Below are 18,933 nucleotides of genomic sequence, written 5' to 3' on the forward strand. Positions count from 1 at the left end.
GCTGGTCGGTCAGTGAACAGTTCGGTTACGGGACGAGGCGACTGGTGTCGTTACTCGCTTTCCTGGTTCTCGGAGAGGTTGACATGCCAGTCGAGGTAGTAGCCGTTGTTCTCCTCGGGCATGCCAGAGGTGTCGGTGTTTTTCGGCTCGAAGCCGAAGTGACCGTACGCGACACTCTCCCAGCTCCAGCCCCAACCCAGTGAGTACATCTGGAGGTTTCCGTCGTACCCGCGCTGGATGAGGTCCGAGAAGGCGGCCTCCTCGAGCGAGAAGTTGACATCGGTTCCTGCGAGCTTGTCACGGATGAGCGCCGCTGCGTTCTGGTAGGTCGGGCTCTGGTACGTGGTGACGGTAAGCTCGGTGCTCCCGACATCGTTTTCTTCGAGCACGTCCCGTGCAGCCTGCACGTTGCTTGCGCCGGGCTCGTCTTCGGTGCCGTATGGCCACTCGCTGACCCACTGCTCGTAGCCATCCTGTCCGGTCGGCCAGATGCTCGGCGGCGTGAAGCTGAAGGCCGGAACCTTCCGACCCTCGAATACTTGTTCGGCCACCTCGTTCTGGCCGAGTGCGTACGCGACAGCCTGGCGAACCGGGCGGTCGGTGTTTGCGACGTTGAACCCGAAGTACCGAGTGACCAGGGCGGTCAGGCGCTGGTAGCCGAGTTCGGTCCCTTCGAGCGTGTACGTTCCGAGCTGGCGACCACGGTCGTCTGTCTCCTCAACGGTGTAGTTATCGGCGTTGTAGTAGGAGGTCGGAATGGTGAAGATGTCCAGGTTACCCTCCACCTGCAGCGTATACCGCGGCTCGGCGTCTTCGACGATACGGTAGATGATTTCCTCCTGCTCGGGAACCGTGCCGTAGTAGTCGTCGAACCGGCTCAGCAGCATCTCCTCGTTCTGTGCCCAGGATTCGAGCTGCCACGGACCGGTACCGAAGGTTTCCTGCGTACGGAGCCGGTCGACGTTGTCGAGTTCGCCGTCGTAGCCCTCGATGTCGCCGACGAGTCCCTCCGGAAGGATACCGAAGGCCTGGTAGGTCAGCACGTCCAGCACTGCAGGGTTGGGGGCTGCCGTCGTCAGTTCGAGCGTGTAGTCGTCGACGACTTCCAGTGCCAGCGAATCAGGCACAACTTCCTCTGTCTCGTTGCCTTCGTCGTCGGTAACGGTCTCGGTCTCGTGCTCGATGCCGATACCGTTCGGTGCCTCGAAGACGAACTCGGCACGAACGCTTTTGTTTGCTTCGGCCAGGCGACGCATCGAGTAGTACACGTCGTTCGCGGTCAGCTCCTCGCCGTTGTGGAACTGCACGCCCTCTTTGAGGTTGAACGTGTAAGTCAGTCCGTCGTCGGAGAGCTCGAAGGAGTCGAGGACCTGGTTTTCCAGCTCCGGGATACCCTGTGGGTAGTGGACAAGCTTGTCGTAACACTTGTTCAGGACCGCTGCGGACGCTTCGTCGTCGGACTCGATCGGGTCGAGCGAGGAGTTCGTCGCGTTACGCAGCTGTAGCCTGCCCGAGCCTTCGACACTCGTCGTCTTGTGCTGGTGGTACGACCCACCAAGGGTTCCGGACGTTTCCCAGTCGACTCGTGGGTACCACATGGTCTCGGCGATGTCGTGAGCGAAGTTGATCATCACCATGTCGTCGCGGACCGCTTCCTCGATTTCGACGTAGGCCTCGTTCCGGAGGTCCTGGTCTTCGGGAGCGGGGTTGTTGGAGATGGTCTCCCAGGCAGCCTGTGCCTTGTCGGCGTGGGTCATGTCGCTCTCGCCGTCTTCTCCGTCCTCTCCATCACTGCCGTCTTCGCCGTCGCTGCCATCGCTGCCGTCTTCGCCGTCGCTGCCATCACTGCCGTCTTCGCCGTCGCTGCCATCACTGCCGTCCTCACCGTCTTCGCCGTCGTCACCGTCGTCACCGCCGAAGATAGCGGAACAGCCAGCCAGCCCAACACTGGCGCTCCCACCCAGGGCGGCAAGAAGGCGCCGGCGTCGTGTGCTATTCAGTTCGTCACCCTCAGAGTTTCGGGACATACTACACGGACAAACCAATTCAAGGGGTAAAAAATTATCGCCATGGTTTTCTTATTCAGCGACAACTGATGTTTGTTATCTATTCACTCTATCTGGTGGTGATGTCGTGTGTCGTCGTCCTAAGAACGCATGTGCGTACACACGGTGAATAAATAGACGAGCAGAATGTTGACAGCCAGGCTCTGGTGTCTGGCCTGTCTTGGGGACACAGGACTGTCGTATCGGAATCTGTGACTCGGTATGGGTTCGACTCTATCGTGACTGTCGCTCACATCCGGGGAATTCGAAATACGGCGAGCTAGCTGGTCACGATTAAACTGTAAGAAAGCGCCCGGAGCGGGATTTGAACCCGCGTCACGACCGTGACAGGGTCGTATGATGGGCCACTACACCATCCGGGCGCACTTCTTCGTATCCGGGTAATAGTATTAAGACTTTCCAATCGGAGCCGCCTCGCAAGGTATTTTATCCCACGCCACGAATTGGCAACAACACAAGCGGGTCCGATAGCACTGCCAACTCAATTTGGTAAGCGTTATATGCTCCGCAGATATATTGTTCTGTAGTATCTACGAACAGATTCTTCGCCCGTAAGCCACACTCATGGTAGATGTAAGCAACCACAAACTCGTACCGGACCACACCGTCCTCGATGAGGAGGAACTCGAGGACGTGATGCAGGAGTACAACGTACAAAAAACCGACCTCCCGAAAATCACGCGCACGGACCCTGCGTTGCCTGACGAGGCGACCGTCGGGGACGTTGTCAAGATTACACGGGACTCACGAACCACGGACACAGCCGTGGTGTACCGACTGGTGGTGAAATAATGGATATCGAGGACAAACGCGAAATTTCACGAGAGTACTTTTCACGAGAACGGCTCGCCGAACACCACTTCCGGTCGTTCAACAACTTTCTTAGCCGGGGGATGCAGCAGGTGGTCGACGAGAAAGAGACAATCGACACCGATATCGGCGACAAGGAAGGCGAGGAACCGGTGTACGTCGAGTTAGGCGACGTTCGCGTCGTTACGCCACGGGTTAGAGAAGCAGATGGGAGCGAGGAACTCCTCTACCCACAGGAGGCTCGACTCCGGAATATCACCTACTCCGCGCCGGTGTTCATGGAGATGGCCGTCATCAAAGGCGGCGAGGAAGAAGAGGAGATGGTCGTCGACCAGACCGAGACGAAAATCGGCCGGATGCCGATTATGGTCGGCTCGGACAAGTGTAACATCGCTGATTTCACCCGCGAGGAACTCATCGACATCGGCGAAGACCCCGCAGACCCTGGCGGCTATTTCATCGTCAACGGTTCCGAACGCGTCCTGATGACCAGCGAGGACCTGGCACCGAACAAGATTCTGGCCGAAACCGACACGAAATACGGCGACCAGATTGAGGTCGCGAAGACGTTCTCCCAGCGCCGGGGATACCGCGCCCTGGTGTTGTGTGAGCGGACCCGCGACGGACTGCTCGAGGTGTCGTTCCCCTCGGTGTCCGGCAGCGTCAACTTCGTCACGCTCGTGCGGGCACTCGGGCTGGAGTCCGACGAGGAAATCGTCCATCGAGTCAGTGACGACCCCGAAATCGTGAAGTTCATGCTGGAGAACCTGGAGGCCGCCGAGGTCCAGACGACCGAGGGGGCAATCGAGGCACTCGGCAAACGAGTCGCTTCCGGCCAGGGCAAGAACTACCAGCTCAAACGGGCCAACTACGTCATCGACCGCTACCTGCTGCCCCACCTCCACGAGGAGGGTGTCGAGGAAGAGGACGTTCGCATCAACAAAGCGTACTACCTCTGTCGGATGGCAGAGGCCTGCTTCGAGCTGGCGCTGGACCGGCGCGAAGCCGACGACAAGGACCACTACGCGAACAAGCGCCTCAAGGTGTCGGGCGACCTGATGCGTGACCTGTTCCGGACGGCCCTGAACAAGCTAGCACGCGACGTGAAATACCAGCTCGAACGCGCGAACATGCGAAACCGGCAGCTCTCGGTGTCGACAGTGGTTCGGTCAGATGTGCTGACCGAACGCCTCGAACACCCGATTGCGACCGGGAACTGGGTCGGTGGGCGCTCTGGTGTCTCCCAGCTGGTCGACCGGACCGACTACATGGGTGTGCTCTCACACCTGCGCCGGCTACGCTCGCCGCTCAGTCGCTCTCAGCCACACTTCGAGGCACGCGACCTGCACGCCACCCAGTGGGGACGCATCTGTCCCTCCGAGACGCCGGAAGGGCCCAACTGTGGCCTGGTCAAAAACTTCGCGCAGGCGATGGAACTCTCACAGAACGTCGAGGACGAACAGGAGCTGAAACAGGAACTCGCCGGGATGGGCGTCGAGGGCATCCCCGGCATCGAGGGCATCGACGCCCCCGCGGACGACTAAAATCATGAGTCAGGGACGAGAAGCCAAAGTATACGTTAACGGCAGTCTGGTCGGCACACATCCCGACCCAGAACAGCTTGCAGAACAGATTCGACAGGCCCGTCGCCGGGGCGAGGTCAGCGATATGGTCAATGTCTCGGTCAAAGAGCGGACCAGCGAGGTCATCGTCAACGCCGATGCCGGCCGCGCCCGCCGACCACTGTTGGTCGTCGAGAACGGCGAGCCGCTCATCTCCGATACCGAGGTCGAGGCGCTCAAAGACGGCGACCTGGACTTTCAGGAACTTGTCAGCCACGGCTACGTGGAGTTCATCGACGCCGAAGAGGAAGAGGACATCCTCGTGGCAGTTGACGAAGACGAGTTGACCGAGGACCACACCCACCTCGAAATCGACCCCCAGCTCATGTTCGGTATCGGGGCAGGGATGATTCCATACCCGGAACACAACGCCTCGCCGCGTATTACGATGGGGTCGGGGATGATAAAACAGTCACTCGGACTCCCCGCGGCGAACTATCGTATCCGCCCGGACACGCGACAGCACCTCCTGCACTACCCACAGCTGTCGATGGTCAAGACACAGACCACAGAACAGATTGGGTACGACGACCGCCCGGCGGCTCAGAACTTCGTCGTCGCCGTGATGAGCTACGAGGGGTTCAATATCGAGGACGCTCTCGTGATGAACAAAGGGTCCGTCGAACGCGCGCTCGCCCGGTCACATTTCTTCCGGACCTACGAGGGCGAGGAACGGCGCTACCCCGGCGGACAGGAAGACCGCTTCGAGATTCCCGACGACGAGGTCCGTGGCGCACGCGGTGAGGAGGCGTACACACACCTCGACGAGGACGGCCTCGTCAACCCCGAGGAAGAGGTCGGCGAAAACGCTGTCTTGCTCGGGAAAACGTCGCCGCCGCGCTTCCTCGAAGAGCCCGACGACATGGGCGGACTCTCGCCACAGAAACGCCGCGAGACGAGCGTCACGATGCGCTCTGGCGAGTCCGGTGTCGTCGACACGGTGACGCTGATGGAAAACGAAGACGGGTCGAAACTCTCGAAGGTCTCTGTTCGGGACGAGCGGATTCCCGAACTCGGCGACAAGTTCGCGTCCCGGCACGGACAGAAGGGTGTCGTCGGCCACATCGCACCCCAGGAAGACATGCCTTTCACCCAGGACGGGGTCGTTCCCGACCTCATCTTGAACCCACACGCGCTCCCGTCGCGGATGACCGTTGGCCACATTCTCGAAATGATTGGCGGGAAAGTAGGTTCACTCGAAGGACGCCGCGTCGACGGGACGCCGTTCACCGGTGAGAACGAAGATCAGCTCCGGGGCGCGCTCGAAGGCCACGGCTTCAAATCGAGCGGCAAGGAAATCATGTACTCCGGCATCACCGGCGAAAAAATCGAGGCCGAAATCTTCGTCGGCACCATCTTCTATCAGAAGCTGTACCATATGGTCTCGAACAAGATTCACGCCCGCTCGCGTGGCCCAGTTCAGGTGCTCACGCGCCAGCCCACCGAGGGGCGCGCCCGCGAGGGTGGACTCCGTATCGGTGAGATGGAGCGGGACGTATTCATCGGGCACGGCGCAGCCATGACGCTCAAAGAGCGCCTGCTCGATGAGTCTGACCGCGAGGAAATCAACGTCTGTGGTAACTGCGGGATGACCGCAGTCGAGAACGTCGAGCAACGCCGGGTGTACTGCCCGAACTGCGACGAGGAGACGGAAATTCACAACGTCGAGATGTCGTACGCGTTCAAGCTACTGCTCGACGAAATGAAAGCGCTCGGCATCGCGCCGCGAATCGAACTGGAGGACGCAGTCTAACATGAGTCAGCACGCACCAAAAGAAATCAGCCAGATAAACTTCGGCCTGATGGACCCCGAGGAGTACCGCGAGATGAGCGCCACGAAGGTCATCACGGCCGACACGTACGACGACGACGGCTTCCCAATCGACATGGGACTGATGGACCCGCGGCTGGGTGTCATCGACCCCGGTCTCGAATGCAAGACCTGTGGCCAGCACAGCGGTTCCTGTAACGGTCACTTCGGCCACATCGAGCTCGCCGCGCCCGTCATCCACGTTGGCTTCTCGAAGCTCATCCGCCGGCTGCTCCGGGGAACCTGTCGAGAGTGTTCCCGACTGTTGCTCACCCAAGACGAGAAAGATGAGTTCCACGACCGACTGCGCCGGGCCCGCAATCTCGACGAGGACCTGAACGACGTGACCAAGGCTGCCGTCAGGCAGGCACGAAAGAAAGACCGCTGTCCCCACTGTGGCGAACAGCAGTTCGACATCCAACACGAGAAGCCGACGACCTACTACGAGGTCCAGCAGGTACTCGCCGCCGACTACCCGGCTCGTATTGCCGCGGCGATGGAACCCGACGAGGAAGAAGACGACGAGCGCGTCAGTCCGACAGACCTCGCCGAGAACACTGGTATCGATGCCGGTCGTGTCCAGGAGATTCTGTCCGGAGACTTCCGGCCGCGTCAGGACGACCGGAAGGCACTCGAGTCCGCACTCGATGTCGACCTGACCGAGGAGGACATGAACAAGCTGATGCCCTCGGACATTCGGGACTGGTTCGAGGCCATCCCCGACAAGGACCTCGACGTGCTCGGTATCAACCCCGACCGGTCGCGCCCCGAGTGGATGATTCTGACCGTGTTGCCGGTGCCGCCGGTCACGGCCCGACCGTCGATTACGCTCGATAACGGCCAGCGCTCCGAGGACGACCTGACTCACAAGCTGGTCGATATCATCCGTATCAATCAGCGGTTCATGGAGAACCGCGAGGCAGGCGCGCCACAGCTCATTATCGAGGACCTCTGGGAGCTGTTGCAGTATCACGTTACCACGTTCATGGACAACGAGATTTCGGGAACGCCGCCAGCCCGCCACCGTTCCGGTCGGCCCCTGAAGACCCTCTCCCAGCGGCTCAAGGGCAAGGAAGGGCGCTTCCGTGGCTCGCTGTCCGGGAAACGTGTGAACTTCTCGGCCCGGACTGTCATTTCGCCGGACCCGACGCTCAGCCTGAACGAGGTCGGTGTCCCAGACCGCATCGCCAGCGAGATGACCCAGACGATGAACGTCAACGAGCGCAACCTCGACGATGCCCGCCGGTACGTCCGTAACGGCCCCGAGACACACCCGGGAGCCAACTACGTCCGCCGGGCCGACGGCCGCCGGCTGAAGGTGACCGAGAAAAACTGCGAGGAACTCGCCGAGAAAGTCCAGCCCGGCTGGGAGGTCTCTCGGCACCTCATCGACGGCGACATCGTCATCTTCAACCGACAGCCGTCGCTGCACCGGATGTCGATTATGGCCCACGAGGTCGTGGTGATGCCGTACAAGACCTTCCGGCTGAACACGACGGTCTGTCCGCCCTATAACGCCGACTTCGACGGCGACGAGATGAACATGCACGCCCTCCAGAACGAGGAGGCTCGTGCAGAGGCGCGTGTCCTGATGCGCGTCCAAGAGCAGCTGCTCAGCCCCAAATCCGGCGAGAACATCGTCGGTGCGATTCAGGACCACGTCACTGGCACCTACCTGCTGACCAACCAGAACCCCAAGTTCAACGAGACACAGGCACTCGACTTGCTCCGGGCGACACGTATCGACGAACTACCCGAGCCTGACGGCGAGGAGCACGGCGAGGCCTACTGGACGGGTCGGACCATCTTCTCCGAACTGTTGCCAGACGACCTCGACCTGGAGTTCACCTCGAACGCCGGCGACGAGGTCATCATCGAGGACGGACAGCTCCTCGAAGGGACCGTCGACGAGGACGCAGTCGGCGCCTTCGGCGGTGAAATCGTCGACACAATCGCCAAGGCGTACTCGAAGACCCGCGGGCGAATCTTCATCAACGAGGTATCCTCGCTCGCGGTCCGGACCATCATGCACTTCGGGTTCTCGATTGGTATCGACGACGAGTCGATTCCGCCGGAAGCCCAGGCACAGGTCGACGAGGCAATCGAGGAGGCAAACGAGCGCGTCGAGGAACTCATCGAGATATACAACCAGGGCGAACTCGAACCGCTGCCCGGCCGGTCAGTCGACGAGACAGTCGAGATGAAGATTATGCAGGCACTGGGACAGGCGCGTGACAGCGCCGGCGAAATCGCCGAGGAGCACTTCGGCGACGAGAACCCGGCAGTCATCATGGCCGAGTCCGGTGCGCGTGGGTCGATGCTGAACCTGACACAGATGGCCGGCTGTGTCGGCCAGCAGTCGGTGCGTGGCGAACGTATCAACCGCGGTTACGAGAACCGCACCTTGAGCCACTTCAAGGAGAACGACCTCTCGGCGGACGCCCACGGCTTCGTCGAGCACTCCTATCGCGAGGGGCTCGAACCCAAGGAGTTCTTCTTCCACGCGATGGGTGGCCGGGAGGGCCTGGTCGACACCGCAGTCCGCACCTCGAAGTCGGGGTACCTGCAGCGTCGGCTCATCAACGCACTCACCGAGCTGGAAGCGCAGTACGACGGTACCGTCCGAGACACCTCGGATACGGTCGTCCAGTTCGAGTTCGGCGAGGACGGCACCTCGCCGGTCGAGGTATCGAGCGACGAGACCGAACCAGCAGTCGATGTCGAGCGCATCGCAGACAGAGTGCTGGACAGCGAGTTCGACGACGAGACAGCAAAACAGCGCTTCATGGGTGAGCGCGAGGAACCGACCAACCTCTCCGAGCACGCCGACGAGTGGTGGCTCGCCCAGAGCGACGACTGAGGTGATATCATGACAGAACACGACGTATCCGAGGACATCGAAGCGCTCGTCGAGGGGACCGACCTCCCGGTTCGGCTCCGAAACGAGCTGTACAGTACACTCGAAGAACGCGACGTGACGACCGAAGAGGCAGCGGAGGTCATCCAGGCGACGACCGCCGAGTACGAGAAATCCCGCGTCGACCCACTCGACCCTGTTGGCACCGTCAGCGCCCAGAGTATCGGCGAACCCGGAACGCAGATGACGATGAACACGTTCCACTATGCGGGTGTCGCAGAAATCGACGTGACACAGGGGCTGCCACGGCTCATCGAACTGGTCGACGCTCGCAAAGAGCCCGACACCCCGATGATGAACGTCTACCTCGAAGACGAGTACGCCGAGAACCGCGAGCGTGCCCACGAGGTAGTCTGGAAAATAGAGGCGACGAAAATTCTCCAGCTCGGGGACGTTTCGACGAACGTCGCCGACATGGTCGTCCAGGTATCGCTCAACGAGGAGACGCTCCGCGAACGCTGGCCAACCGTCGAGGACCCCGTTCAGGTCGCAGAAGAAATCGCCAGCACTGTCGAGTCCAAGCTGGGCGTCGAAACGACCCAGCAGGGGCTGGGCATCCAGTTTGGACCCGAGGAGCCGTCCTATCGTGACCTCCTCCAGCTCGTCGAGGAACTGCGAGAAATCACCTTCAAGGGCATCGAGGACATCTCTCGCGTGGTCATCCGCAAAGAGGAGACCGACCAGGGCGAGCAGTTCGTCCTCTACACCGAGGGGTCGGCCTTCGGCGATGTACTCGATATCGAGGGCGTCGACGCCAGCCGCACGACCTGTAACAACGTCCACGAGATTTACAAGAATCTCGGTGTCGAGGCCGCCCGCGAGTCTATCATCAACGAGACGATGGACACACTCGAAGAGCAGGGGCTCGGTGAGGTGAACATTCGCCACCTGATGCTCGTCGCCGATATCATGACCAACAACGGCGAAATCGAGTCCATTGGCCGCCACGGCATCTCCGGTTCGAAGGACTCGGTGCTCGCCCGTGCGGCCTTCGAGGTGACGGTCAGTCACCTGCTCGATGCCGCTATCCACGGCGAAATCGACGAACTCGACGGCGTGACCGAGAACGTCATCGTGGGTAAACCCATCAAGCTCGGAACCGGCGATGTCGACCTGCGGATGAGCGCAGACGAGCCCCAGGCTGACTGAGCATGGGGTTTACGCTCTCGGACGACGCACGGCAGTTCGCGGCGCTGTTCGAGGACGTGACCGAGGCGACGGTCCGTGACTGTCTCGTCGACGACGACTACGACCGCATCATCTTGCTCATCAAACCCGGCGAGATGGGCAAAGCAATCGGCACCGACGGCGAACACGTCCGCCGCGCCGAAGAAGAGTTCGGTCGCTCGATAAAGCTCGTCGAGGACGCCGCACATCCCGAAGACTTCGTCGCCAGCGCGCTCGCCCCGGCAGCAGTCTACAACGTCACTATCAGCGAAAACGACGACCGGGTGGCATACGCCGAGGTGGCACAGGAAGACCACGGCGCAGCCATCGGAACCGACGGCAAGAACATCGAAGCCGCACGCAAACTCGCCCGCCGCCACCACGATATCGACGACATTCAGTTGACCTGAGCGTCCTGACGTCCAGACGTGTTTCGGTTGAATCCCGGCAATCTATTACCCTGTCGCGTGGATAGGTGCTAGTACACGATGACAGAGGCACATCTGAACTACATCGACGGAGAGTGGCAGGAATCGACAGGCGGCGAGACGTTCACGGTCCACAACCCCGCAGACGTGACCGACACGGTCGGCGAGTTCCAGTACTCCACACAGGCTGACGTTGACGCGGCCGTCGCGGCAGCGAGCGATGCACAGACCGAGTGGGCCGACCGCCAGGCACCCGAACGCGGCGAGTTCCTTCGACGCGCGGCCGAGGAAATTCGTGCCCGGAGCGACGAACTTGCAGAGACGCTCACACGCGAGGAAGGCAAGACGGTCCCAGAGGCCGCAGGCGAGGTAAACCGCGCCGTCGACATCCTCTATTATTTCGCCGAACGCATCCGCGACTTCGGCCACGAGAAAAAAGCAGCGAGCGCGCCGGACAAAGAGCTCTCGGTGGTCCGCGAGCCGGTCGGCGTCGCGGGGCTCATCACGGCCTGGAACTACCCCTTCGTCATCCCGGTCTGGAAAATCGCACCAGCGATTGCGACCGGGAACGCCGTCGTCTTCAAGCCCGCGAGCAACGCACCGAACTGTACCCGGAAGCTGTTCGAGTGCTTCGACGAGGCGGGGATTCCGGACGGCGTCCTCAACTACGTCACTGGCTCGGGCAGCGCGGTCGGCGATGGTATCATCGGACACGATGATATCGATGCCGTCTCCTTTACCGGGAGCAAGAGCGTCGGCTTCTCGGTTTACGAGGGTGCGACCGAGGACATGAAGCGGGTCCAGACCGAAATGGGCGGCAAAAACCCCCTGATTGTCTCGGACAGCGCCGACATGGACCGGGCGCTCTCGATTGCGCGCTGGGGTGCTTTCGGTGTCACCGGGCAAGCCTGTACCGCGACCTCCAGAGCCATCGTCTACGAGGACGTGTACGACGAGTTTGTCGAGGGCATCGTCGAGCGCGCCGAGAACATCGAGGTCGGACACGGGCTCGACGGCGCAGACATGGGTCCCCAGGCCTCCGAGGGCGAACTCACGGGAACGCTCGATTACATCGATGTCGGACAGACAGAGGGCGCGACACTCGCGTACGGCGGCGACGAGCTGACCGGCGGCGTCTACGAGGACGGATATTTCGTCGAGCCGACGGTGTTCACCGACGTCGACCACGAGATGCGGATTGCCCAGGAGGAGATATTCGGTCCAGTGCTGGCTGTACTGAAGGTGTCGGGCTACGAGGAGGCCATCGAGGTCGCAAACGGCGTCGATTATGGCCTCTCTGCGAGTATCGCTACGGACGACCTCGCCGAGGCAAAGCGCTTTGCCGACGACATCGAGGCCGGCGTCGTCAAAATCAACGAACAGACCTCCGGGACCGAGCTACACGTCCCCTTCGGCGGCTTCAAGGACTCCTCCAGTAATACCTACCGCGAATCCGGCGACGAGGGACTGCGCTTTTTCACCAGCACGAAGACGGTCTACGAGAACTGGTAACTCAATCGAGGTCGGCGAGCCAGCTCTCCTCGGAGGGTTCGACGGCCCGTTCGACCTCAGTAAACTCGAACCGTGCGCCGCCGTCGTCACTGTCGGTCGCCCGGACAGTCCAACCGTGTGCGGCTGCCAGCTTCTGGACAATACTGAGGCCGAACCCGGTTCCGTTCGCTCGTGTCGTCACACTCGACTCGAAGATGCTCGACTGGAGGTCTCTTGGAATGCCCACACCTGTGTCTTCGACGTAGAATCCACCTTCGATTGTCCCGACCCGGACCGTCAGTTTCTCGTCCTGTGGCCTCGGTGTCGTGGCGGATGAGTCGGTCTCTGTCGCGGTACTGTCTTTGTTGCCGTGTTCGACGGCGTTTCGAAACAGATTCTCGAAGACGTGTTCGAGCGCGCTCCGGTCAGCCATAACTGTCGTGCTGTCGAGGACTTGGAGCGTCGCCGGTCCGGTTTCGACGTTCCCCCAGCAGTACTTCGCCACCTCTTCGACCGATGTCGCAGTGAGGTCACCGATTGCGTTGCCCTCACGGGCCATCGTCAACACGTCGTCGACGATTCGCTCCATCCGCGAGAGCGACTCTGATACGTCCGCGAGTGTCTGTGCAGTGTCGTCTGCTGCGGTCGTCTTCGCACGCTCTACTTCGAGCGTGGCGACGTTCAGTGGATTTCGGAGGTCGTGTGAGACGATAGCCGCAAACTCGTCGAGTTCTTCGGTTTGGCGCTTGAACTTGTTCCGTTCTTCGCGTAGTTTCGCCTCGTAACGACGGTTCCGGGCGTCGAGCCAGCCGAGAACGAGCCCGACGAACCCCCCGACGCTCATGCTGTTGACGGTCACGAAGGGGGCGTGTGCCAGCGAGTCACCGCGTATGAACTCGTGGGTGACTGTCCAGGTGACGAGTAGCCCGAACGTTATCATCCCGGCGAAGACGCCGGCGCCGATGCGGAGCATCTCGGGGCCGTCGAAGTCGGCCGTCCAGAGCAACAGTCCGGTAACGACCAGCGCGATGCTAACTACCACCGGTGTGAACACGTAGGCCGCCTCGACGGCACCGAACTGCGTCTGGGCGGCGTGTGACAGTGCGAACCACGAGGTGGCAAGCCCGGTGCCGACGACCAGAGCGAGCCCGAGATATCCCTGCTGTGTCGGTGTCCCGGGTGCTCGGAACTCTCTTTTTGTCACGGCAGTCGTTATCTTCGATTCCGGGTCGACGGGTAAATATCCGCGGTTTCTCCGGGTTCGCTGGCCCAGACCGACGAACTAAAACCACGCAGAGCCGTTCAGGCGAGTATGACAACGCAAGTCGGGGTTATCGGACTCGGCTACGTCGGACTACCACTCTCGCTTGCGATGGCAGATGCGGGATTCGACGTAACTGGTGTCGATGTCGACGCCGAGACAGTCGACCAGTTGCGGCGTGGAAACTCGACAGTCAACGATATCGACGACGAGTCGCTTGCGCGAGCACTCGGCGACGGCTTGCAGTTTACCACCGAGTACGAGGCCCTCTCGTCCGTCGATGCGGTCTCTATCTGCGTCCCAACCCCACTTCGAAAAACTGATTCGCCTGACCTCTCGTTTGTCGTCGATGCGGCCGAACGCCTCGCACCGGTGTTACCGACAGGCTGTACGGTCGTCCTCGAATCGACGGTGTATCCGGGCGCGACGCGTGAAGTCGTTGGGACGACGCTCGCGGACAACGGCGTTACCGTTGGCGAGGACATCTACCTGGCGTTCTCGCCGGAGCGAATCGACCCCGGAAACGAGGAGTACGGGCCGACAGAGATTCCGAAAGTTCTCGGTGGCGTTACCGACGACTGCGGCGACCACGCACAGGCTGTCTACGAGCAGGTGTTCGACGAGGTGGTCCGGGTCAACTCCGCGACCGAAGCAGAGCTCGTCAAACTGCTCGAAAACACGTTCCGCGCGGTCAACATCGGTCTGATAAACGAACTCGCACAGGTCGCCCACGAGCTCGACGTGGACATCTGGTCGGTCATCGACGCGGCGGCCACCAAACCGTTCGGCTTCATGTCCTTCTACCCCGGTCCGGGGCTGGGTGGACACTGCATCCCGATTGACCCGTTCTATCTGTCCTGGAAAGCGGACCAGCAGGGTATCGACACGCGCTTTATCGACCTCGCAGACACAGTCAACCGCGAGATGCCGACCCACGTCGTCCAGCGCGTCGTCGAACAGTTGAACGAGCGCGGCACCGCACTTTCGAACGCGGAGGTACTGGTGTTGGGTGTCGCCTACAAGCCCGACGTCTCGGATACGCGGGAGTCGCCTGCCCTCGATATTATCTCGAAACTCGAGGACTGGCATGCCGACATCACCTACCACGACCCTTACGTCCCCGAGTTCGACGTACTCGGCGAGACCTACGAGTCGGTCCCACTGACAGAAAAGCGGCTGTCCGAGACCGACTGTGTCGTCCTCGTCACCGACCATACGGAACTCGATCTCGATACCGTCGTCGAGCACGCCGACTTCGTCTTCGATACGCGTAACGCGACCCAGGAGTTCGACGAGGACCACGTCATCCAGCTATAACAACCAGCCAAAGCCGATACATTCAACCCTGCGTCGGTGTACATCCTCTCGTATGCCGACTGCGCTCATCACTGGTATGGCCGGTTTCATCGGCTCCTCGCTCGCCGACGCACTGCTCAACCGCGGCTACGAGGTTCGCGGTATCGACAACTTCGCGACGGGCCGCCGGTCGAACATCGATGCACTCGACGATGGCGTCTCCTTTACCGAGGGGGACGTTCGTGACGCGGACCTCCTCGCCGAGTTGCTTGACGGCGTCGACTACGTGTTTCACCAGGCGGCTGTCCCGTCGGTACCTCGCAGTGTCGACGACCCTGTCACCTCGACCGACGCCAACTGCACCGGGACCGCAACGCTGCTCGACGCGGCCCGGGATACCGGCGTCGACACCGTCGTCGTCGCCTCCTCGTCGTCGGTGTACGGCTCGACGACCGACCTCCCGAAGGTCGAGTCGATGGAGGCCAGTCCCGAGTCACCGTATGCGCTCTCGAAGTACTACACGGAGCAACTCGCGATGCAGGCGAGTGACCTCTATGACTTCGATACCGTGGCACTGCGGTATTTCAACGTCTTCGGGCCACGCCAGGACCCTGCCGGCGAGTACGCGGCGGTCATTCCGAAGTTCATCAACCTCATGCTCGACGGCGAGCGACCGGTCATCTACGGTGACGGCGAGCAGTCTCGTGATTTCACGTATATCGACAACGTGATTCAGGCGAACGTCCTCGCAGCCGAGGAAGACGTGACCGGCGACGTATTCAACGCTGCCTGTGGCGGCCGTGCGACCGTCAACGAACTGGTCGAGGCATTGAACGCGCTACTCGAAACCGATATCGACCCGATTTACGACGACCCGCGTCCCGGTGACGTCCGGCACTCACACGCGGACATCTCCAAGGCCGAGGAGTTGCTCGGCTACGAGCCCGAAGTCGGATTCGAAGAAGGGCTAGAGCGGACTGTCGAGTGGTTCCGGTGAGTGGCCATGGCGACGCGGCCGGTCTGACCGCACGCCCGTGTTGTCACCAATCGGAACATTGGTAACCATCGCCCGAAAACTCCGGGTGAGCGAACCATGCGGACAAGTATCTCTCTGGCGATGACGGACACGATATAACATGAGGACAGATGCCGATATTCGGGTTCTCTGGCTCCGGCCGACCGTCGGAACACATATCAGTACCCGTCGAGAGCGCATCCAAGAGGGACTAATCGACCGCGGCGTGTCGGTCGACATTGTAAACGCCAGCGGCACGGACGCAGCCGAGGCGATACGAACGGCCCTGACCGGTGACTACGACCTCGTCGTCGGCACCGTTCGAGTCGGGGTCTATTACGGGCATCTTCTCTCACGACTCGAGGGTGTCCCGTTCGTCGCCGAAGTTACCGAGCCGATAGATCGCGTCGAGGCCGACCTCCCACGGCCCGTCTTCCGCTTTTTCAGGTGGTACGAGTGGAAGGTACTCGCACGCGCAGATGCCTGTTTCTTCGTCGAACAACGCGTGCTCAACCGAGCGCGCCAGCGTGGAATTGACGGCTACCTCGCGCGTAATTCCGTCTGGTACGAGCGGTTCGCCGACCCCGACCCGGCCGTCGTCGACCGGGCCAGCGAACAACTGGCGTCGATTAGCATGGACGTCTCTGCCCCGCTGGCCATCTACATTGGCGGGTTCACGAAACAACAGCACATTCCCGAGATACTCGATGCGGCACGGCAGTGTCCACGTTGGGAGTTCCTCTTCCTCGGCGAGGAGGGAGAGCATGCTGACTTGGTTGAGCAGGCGGCATCCTCGGAGAGTAACATCCACTATGGCGGTGTGGTTCCTCACGAGGACGTCGCCGGCTACCTCTCGTTTGCCGACGTCGGCTTCTCGTTGACGCACGGCGAACGACCCCTCAAACTGCTCGAATACGGCGCTGCAGGGCTTTCCGTACTGGGAATCCCCGGGAAGCGCCAGGAATTTTTCTCCGACGAGGAGATTCACTTCATCGAGCCGACGCCGGAGGCGATTGCCGACGCCCTCGATACGCTTCGGTCCGAACCCGAGTCTATTCCCGCGGACGGGAGTGCGTTACAGCGGACAGCGAAAGAGAACTCCTGGGATAGTATCGCCCAACAGTACTACGACGTCTTTCGTGAACTGCTCGACCGATAGGCTCCAGTACCGCCGTCCTCGATTCTCTCACTCGGGCGTCGGCAACGGAATCCCTCCGTGGGAGGCGTTTACGGGTTTCGCCGGTACGCCGACGACTATCGCTCCGTCCTCGACGTCCTCGGTCACGACCGCTCCCAGCCCGACCAGCGCCCGCTCCCCGACGACCGTATGTTGCTTTATCGACACGCCGGGCGAGATCCAGCAGCACTGTTTCAGGGTGACACTGCCGGAGACGATACTCTGTGGATTGACGACACACTGGCGGCCAATCTCCACGTTGTGACCGACCTGTACCTGTCCGTTGATTCTCGCGTCCTCCCGAATCACCGTCGACTCCAGCGTTGCCCGCATAACGGTCGTGTTCGGCCCGATGACGACACCGTCCTCGATTGTTACCGTTCCCATCTGTGGGAACGGCTCGATATCCCCCTGCTCGTTGATATCGAACGAGAACCCGTCGCCGCCGATGACGGCGCCCGGGTAGATCTTCACGTTCTCCCGGATACGCGTTCCGTGATAGATTCTGGCGTTGGCGCCGACGTGGGTCCCGTCTCCGACGGTCACGTCGTCGTCGATGACCGCGTTCGGCCCGACGTACACGTCCTCCCCGATGTCACACCCCTCCGCTATCTTCGCGCTGTCGTCGACTCCCGTCGGTGCTGGTCGTCCGAACAACGCCTTTACGCACCGACCGAACTCTAGTTTCGGGCGGGCCACGAGTACGAACGATTTGTCGTCGATTTCCTCACACGCCTCTCGGTTCTCAAAGAAGGTGACGACGAGTCCTGATTCGGTTTCGTCCAGGAGTTCGCGCGCTTGGGATCCTGTTTTCGAACAGAACGTCAGGTCACCTTTCGAAGCCGTATAAATCGAGTCGACGTTATCGATAGTGACGTCAGTTTCGGACGAAATAACGTCGAAGTCCGATTCGATGACCCCTGTAACATCCGCTATCGAGTAGGCCCGACCGCTCATGTCACATCTTCTCGACGGGGGTACCGACGTAGACGCCCTCTTCAGTGATATCCTTGGTAACCAGCGAGCACGAACCGACCGTCACTTCGGGAACGATTTCGATTCCGGCACCCAGGACGGTCTGGGTCCCGATGAAGCAGTTCTCGCCGACCGTCGCTCCGCCGACTGGATTCCGGTTGTGGTTCAGGTTGTTCGTCATCACCTGCGGGCAGATGTAACACCCGTCCCTGATGTCACACCCGCGAGCGATTATCGAACCGTACCGCAGGGTGACGTCGTCGCCGATTTCGTTCTCCCCCGAGGACCGGACGTTGCTGTCGATGTAACAGCCGTCACCGATTGTCGTGTCCGGCCGGAGCTCGACGTGACTCCGTATCTGGACGTCGTCGCCGACCTCACACCCCGGGTGGATAACGTTGAAATGTCCGATCTCGAAGTTCTCCCCGTGTTCGAAATCTTCTGCGATAACGTTTGTCCCGACTTGTTTCATTTCCACCATTTATCTCTCGTTTCTTACCTGCTCTCGCATATATATCCAACGGTACCTACAGGAACAACCGGGTTGGCTCCCTCGATACTTCAGTCCCCGATGAACTACCAATAATGGGAATTTTTCGCTCTATTGAAAATCAGTCGATCACATCGGGTTAGAGGAAGTGTCTGCTTTGGGAGGATGTGCAACAACCCGAAGCAGACAGCGAAATAGAGGAAGAGCACCTGCTTAATTTTGTCGTCAACAGCCTCGACGAAGAGCTTGCGATAGACCTCGGTGATGACGTCAAGGTCACGACAGAGACGTTGTACGAGGTCCTCGCCGGCGCCAGCGCCGGCGGGACCTCAATCAACCACGTCTGCGAAACGACCGGCGACTCGCCACACGCCAATACCGTCCGGGGACATCTCACCGAGCAGTTTG

The 18,933-nt window shown here is 60.8% G+C and carries 14 protein-coding genes, 1 tRNA gene and 1 pseudogene; 11 read left to right on the forward strand and 5 right to left on the reverse strand.

The features are described 5' to 3' along the window. Nucleotides 1-50: 50 nt before the first annotated feature. Together BLR34_RS01795 and BLR34_RS01800 are read right to left on the reverse strand one after the other, a co-directional pair. Complete coding sequence (locus BLR34_RS01795; RefSeq protein ID WP_092698809.1) at nucleotides 51-2,027, reverse strand: ABC transporter substrate-binding protein; 1,977 nt, start codon at nucleotides 2,025-2,027, stop codon at nucleotides 51-53. A gap of 328 nt (nucleotides 2,028-2,355) precedes the next feature. Next, nucleotides 2,356-2,428 (reverse strand) — tRNA-Asp (locus BLR34_RS01800). A gap of 202 nt (nucleotides 2,429-2,630) precedes the next feature. Between BLR34_RS01800 and BLR34_RS01805 the strand changes: the two genes are divergently transcribed. The 7 genes from BLR34_RS01805 (at nucleotide 2,631) to xacF (ending at nucleotide 12,332) form a co-directional block, all read left to right on the forward strand. Further along, nucleotides 2,631-2,858: a DNA-directed RNA polymerase subunit H gene (locus BLR34_RS01805; protein ID WP_092698811.1), complete on the forward strand. Its 228-nt coding sequence runs from the start codon at nucleotides 2,631-2,633 to the stop codon at nucleotides 2,856-2,858. Further along, entirely contained in the window at nucleotides 2,858-4,420 is a 1,563-nt protein-coding gene (locus tag BLR34_RS01810) for a DNA-directed RNA polymerase subunit B'' (protein ID WP_092698813.1), read from the forward strand. The genes BLR34_RS01805 and BLR34_RS01810 overlap by 1 nt, the downstream gene beginning before the upstream one ends. A gap of 4 nt (nucleotides 4,421-4,424) precedes the next feature. Further along, nucleotides 4,425-6,251 (forward strand): DNA-directed RNA polymerase subunit B, encoded by a 1,827-nt coding sequence (rpoB, locus tag BLR34_RS01815; protein WP_176765202.1) that lies wholly within the window; start codon nucleotides 4,425-4,427, stop codon nucleotides 6,249-6,251. A 1-nt stretch (nucleotide 6,252) separates the two neighbouring features. Continuing rightward, nucleotides 6,253-9,168, forward strand: a complete 2,916-nt coding sequence (locus BLR34_RS01820; RefSeq protein ID WP_092698817.1) for a DNA-directed RNA polymerase subunit A' — start codon at nucleotides 6,253-6,255, stop codon at nucleotides 9,166-9,168. Between the two features lie 9 nt (nucleotides 9,169-9,177). Next, complete coding sequence (rpoA2, locus tag BLR34_RS01825) at nucleotides 9,178-10,374, forward strand: DNA-directed RNA polymerase subunit A'' (protein WP_092698819.1); 1,197 nt, start codon at nucleotides 9,178-9,180, stop codon at nucleotides 10,372-10,374. A gap of 2 nt (nucleotides 10,375-10,376) precedes the next feature. Beyond that, entirely contained in the window at nucleotides 10,377-10,802 is a 426-nt protein-coding gene (locus BLR34_RS01830) for a NusA-like transcription termination signal-binding factor (protein WP_092698821.1), read from the forward strand. A 78-nt stretch (nucleotides 10,803-10,880) separates the two neighbouring features. Then, the gene (gene xacF, locus BLR34_RS01835; protein WP_092698823.1) at nucleotides 10,881-12,332 is read left to right on the forward strand and encodes a 2,5-dioxovalerate dehydrogenase; all 1,452 of its coding nucleotides are present in this window, start codon (nucleotides 10,881-10,883) and stop codon (nucleotides 12,330-12,332) included. A gap of 1 nt (nucleotide 12,333) precedes the next feature. Here the strand turns inward: xacF and BLR34_RS01840 are convergent, their stop codons facing one another. Next, on the reverse strand, nucleotides 12,334-13,515 hold the full coding sequence (locus tag BLR34_RS01840) for a sensor histidine kinase (RefSeq protein ID WP_092698825.1): 1,182 nt from the start codon (nucleotides 13,513-13,515) through the stop codon (nucleotides 12,334-12,336). Nucleotides 13,516-13,623: 108 nt separating this feature from the next. Here BLR34_RS01840 and BLR34_RS01845 point away from each other — a divergent pair, with 108 nt between their 5' ends. From BLR34_RS01845 to BLR34_RS01855, 3 genes are all read left to right on the forward strand, one after another. Further along, nucleotides 13,624-14,889 carry a nucleotide sugar dehydrogenase gene (locus tag BLR34_RS01845; protein ID WP_092698827.1) on the forward strand — a complete coding sequence of 422 codons (1,266 nt, stop codon included), beginning with the start codon at nucleotides 13,624-13,626 and terminating at the stop codon, nucleotides 14,887-14,889. Nucleotides 14,890-14,941: 52 nt separating this feature from the next. Further along, the gene (locus BLR34_RS01850) at nucleotides 14,942-15,865 is read left to right on the forward strand and encodes an SDR family oxidoreductase (RefSeq protein ID WP_092698829.1); all 924 of its coding nucleotides are present in this window, start codon (nucleotides 14,942-14,944) and stop codon (nucleotides 15,863-15,865) included. 139 nt (nucleotides 15,866-16,004) lie between these two features. Then, nucleotides 16,005-17,042: a glycosyltransferase family protein gene (locus BLR34_RS01855; protein WP_092698832.1), complete on the forward strand. Its 1,038-nt coding sequence runs from the start codon at nucleotides 16,005-16,007 to the stop codon at nucleotides 17,040-17,042. Between the two features lie 27 nt (nucleotides 17,043-17,069). Here BLR34_RS01855 and BLR34_RS17485 read toward each other — a convergent pair whose 3' ends face one another. Together BLR34_RS17485 and BLR34_RS01865 are read right to left on the reverse strand one after the other, a co-directional pair. Beyond that, on the reverse strand, nucleotides 17,070-18,017 hold the full coding sequence (locus BLR34_RS17485; RefSeq protein ID WP_092698834.1) for a DapH/DapD/GlmU-related protein: 948 nt from the start codon (nucleotides 18,015-18,017) through the stop codon (nucleotides 17,070-17,072). 1 nt (nucleotide 18,018) lies between these two features. Next, on the reverse strand, nucleotides 18,019-18,516 hold the full coding sequence (locus BLR34_RS01865) for a hypothetical protein (protein WP_092698836.1): 498 nt from the start codon (nucleotides 18,514-18,516) through the stop codon (nucleotides 18,019-18,021). Nucleotides 18,517-18,692: 176 nt separating this feature from the next. Here BLR34_RS01865 and BLR34_RS01870 point away from each other — a divergent pair. Then, a pseudogene (locus BLR34_RS01870) lies at nucleotides 18,693-18,933 on the forward strand (ISH3 family transposase); the annotation flags it as partial.

Source organism: Halovenus aranensis (assembly GCF_900100385.1).
In the GTDB taxonomy this organism is placed as follows: Archaea; Halobacteriota; Halobacteria; order Halobacteriales; family Haloarculaceae; genus Halovenus; species Halovenus aranensis.

Coding starts and splice junctions, on each gene's coding strand:
- BLR34_RS01810 (WP_092698813.1), top strand. CDS start 2,858: ATGGATATCGAGGACAAACGCGAAATTTCACGAGAGTACTTTTCACGA.
- xacF (WP_092698823.1), top strand. CDS start 10,881: ATGACAGAGGCACATCTGAACTACATCGACGGAGAGTGGCAGGAATCG.
- BLR34_RS01845 (WP_092698827.1), top strand. CDS start 13,624: ATGACAACGCAAGTCGGGGTTATCGGACTCGGCTACGTCGGACTACCA.
- BLR34_RS17485 (WP_092698834.1), bottom strand. CDS start 18,017: ATGAGCGGTCGGGCCTACTCGATAGCGGATGTTACAGGGGTCATCGAA.
- rpoA2 (WP_092698819.1), top strand. CDS start 9,178: ATGACAGAACACGACGTATCCGAGGACATCGAAGCGCTCGTCGAGGGG.
- BLR34_RS01865 (WP_092698836.1), bottom strand. CDS start 18,516: ATGGTGGAAATGAAACAAGTCGGGACAAACGTTATCGCAGAAGATTTC.
- BLR34_RS01805 (WP_092698811.1), top strand. CDS start 2,631: ATGGTAGATGTAAGCAACCACAAACTCGTACCGGACCACACCGTCCTC.
- rpoB (WP_176765202.1), top strand. CDS start 4,425: ATGAGTCAGGGACGAGAAGCCAAAGTATACGTTAACGGCAGTCTGGTC.
- BLR34_RS01820 (WP_092698817.1), top strand. CDS start 6,253: ATGAGTCAGCACGCACCAAAAGAAATCAGCCAGATAAACTTCGGCCTG.
- BLR34_RS01855 (WP_092698832.1), top strand. CDS start 16,005: ATGAGGACAGATGCCGATATTCGGGTTCTCTGGCTCCGGCCGACCGTC.
- BLR34_RS01850 (WP_092698829.1), top strand. CDS start 14,942: ATGCCGACTGCGCTCATCACTGGTATGGCCGGTTTCATCGGCTCCTCG.
- BLR34_RS01830 (WP_092698821.1), top strand. CDS start 10,377: ATGGGGTTTACGCTCTCGGACGACGCACGGCAGTTCGCGGCGCTGTTC.
- BLR34_RS01795 (WP_092698809.1), bottom strand. CDS start 2,027: ATGTCCCGAAACTCTGAGGGTGACGAACTGAATAGCACACGACGCCGG.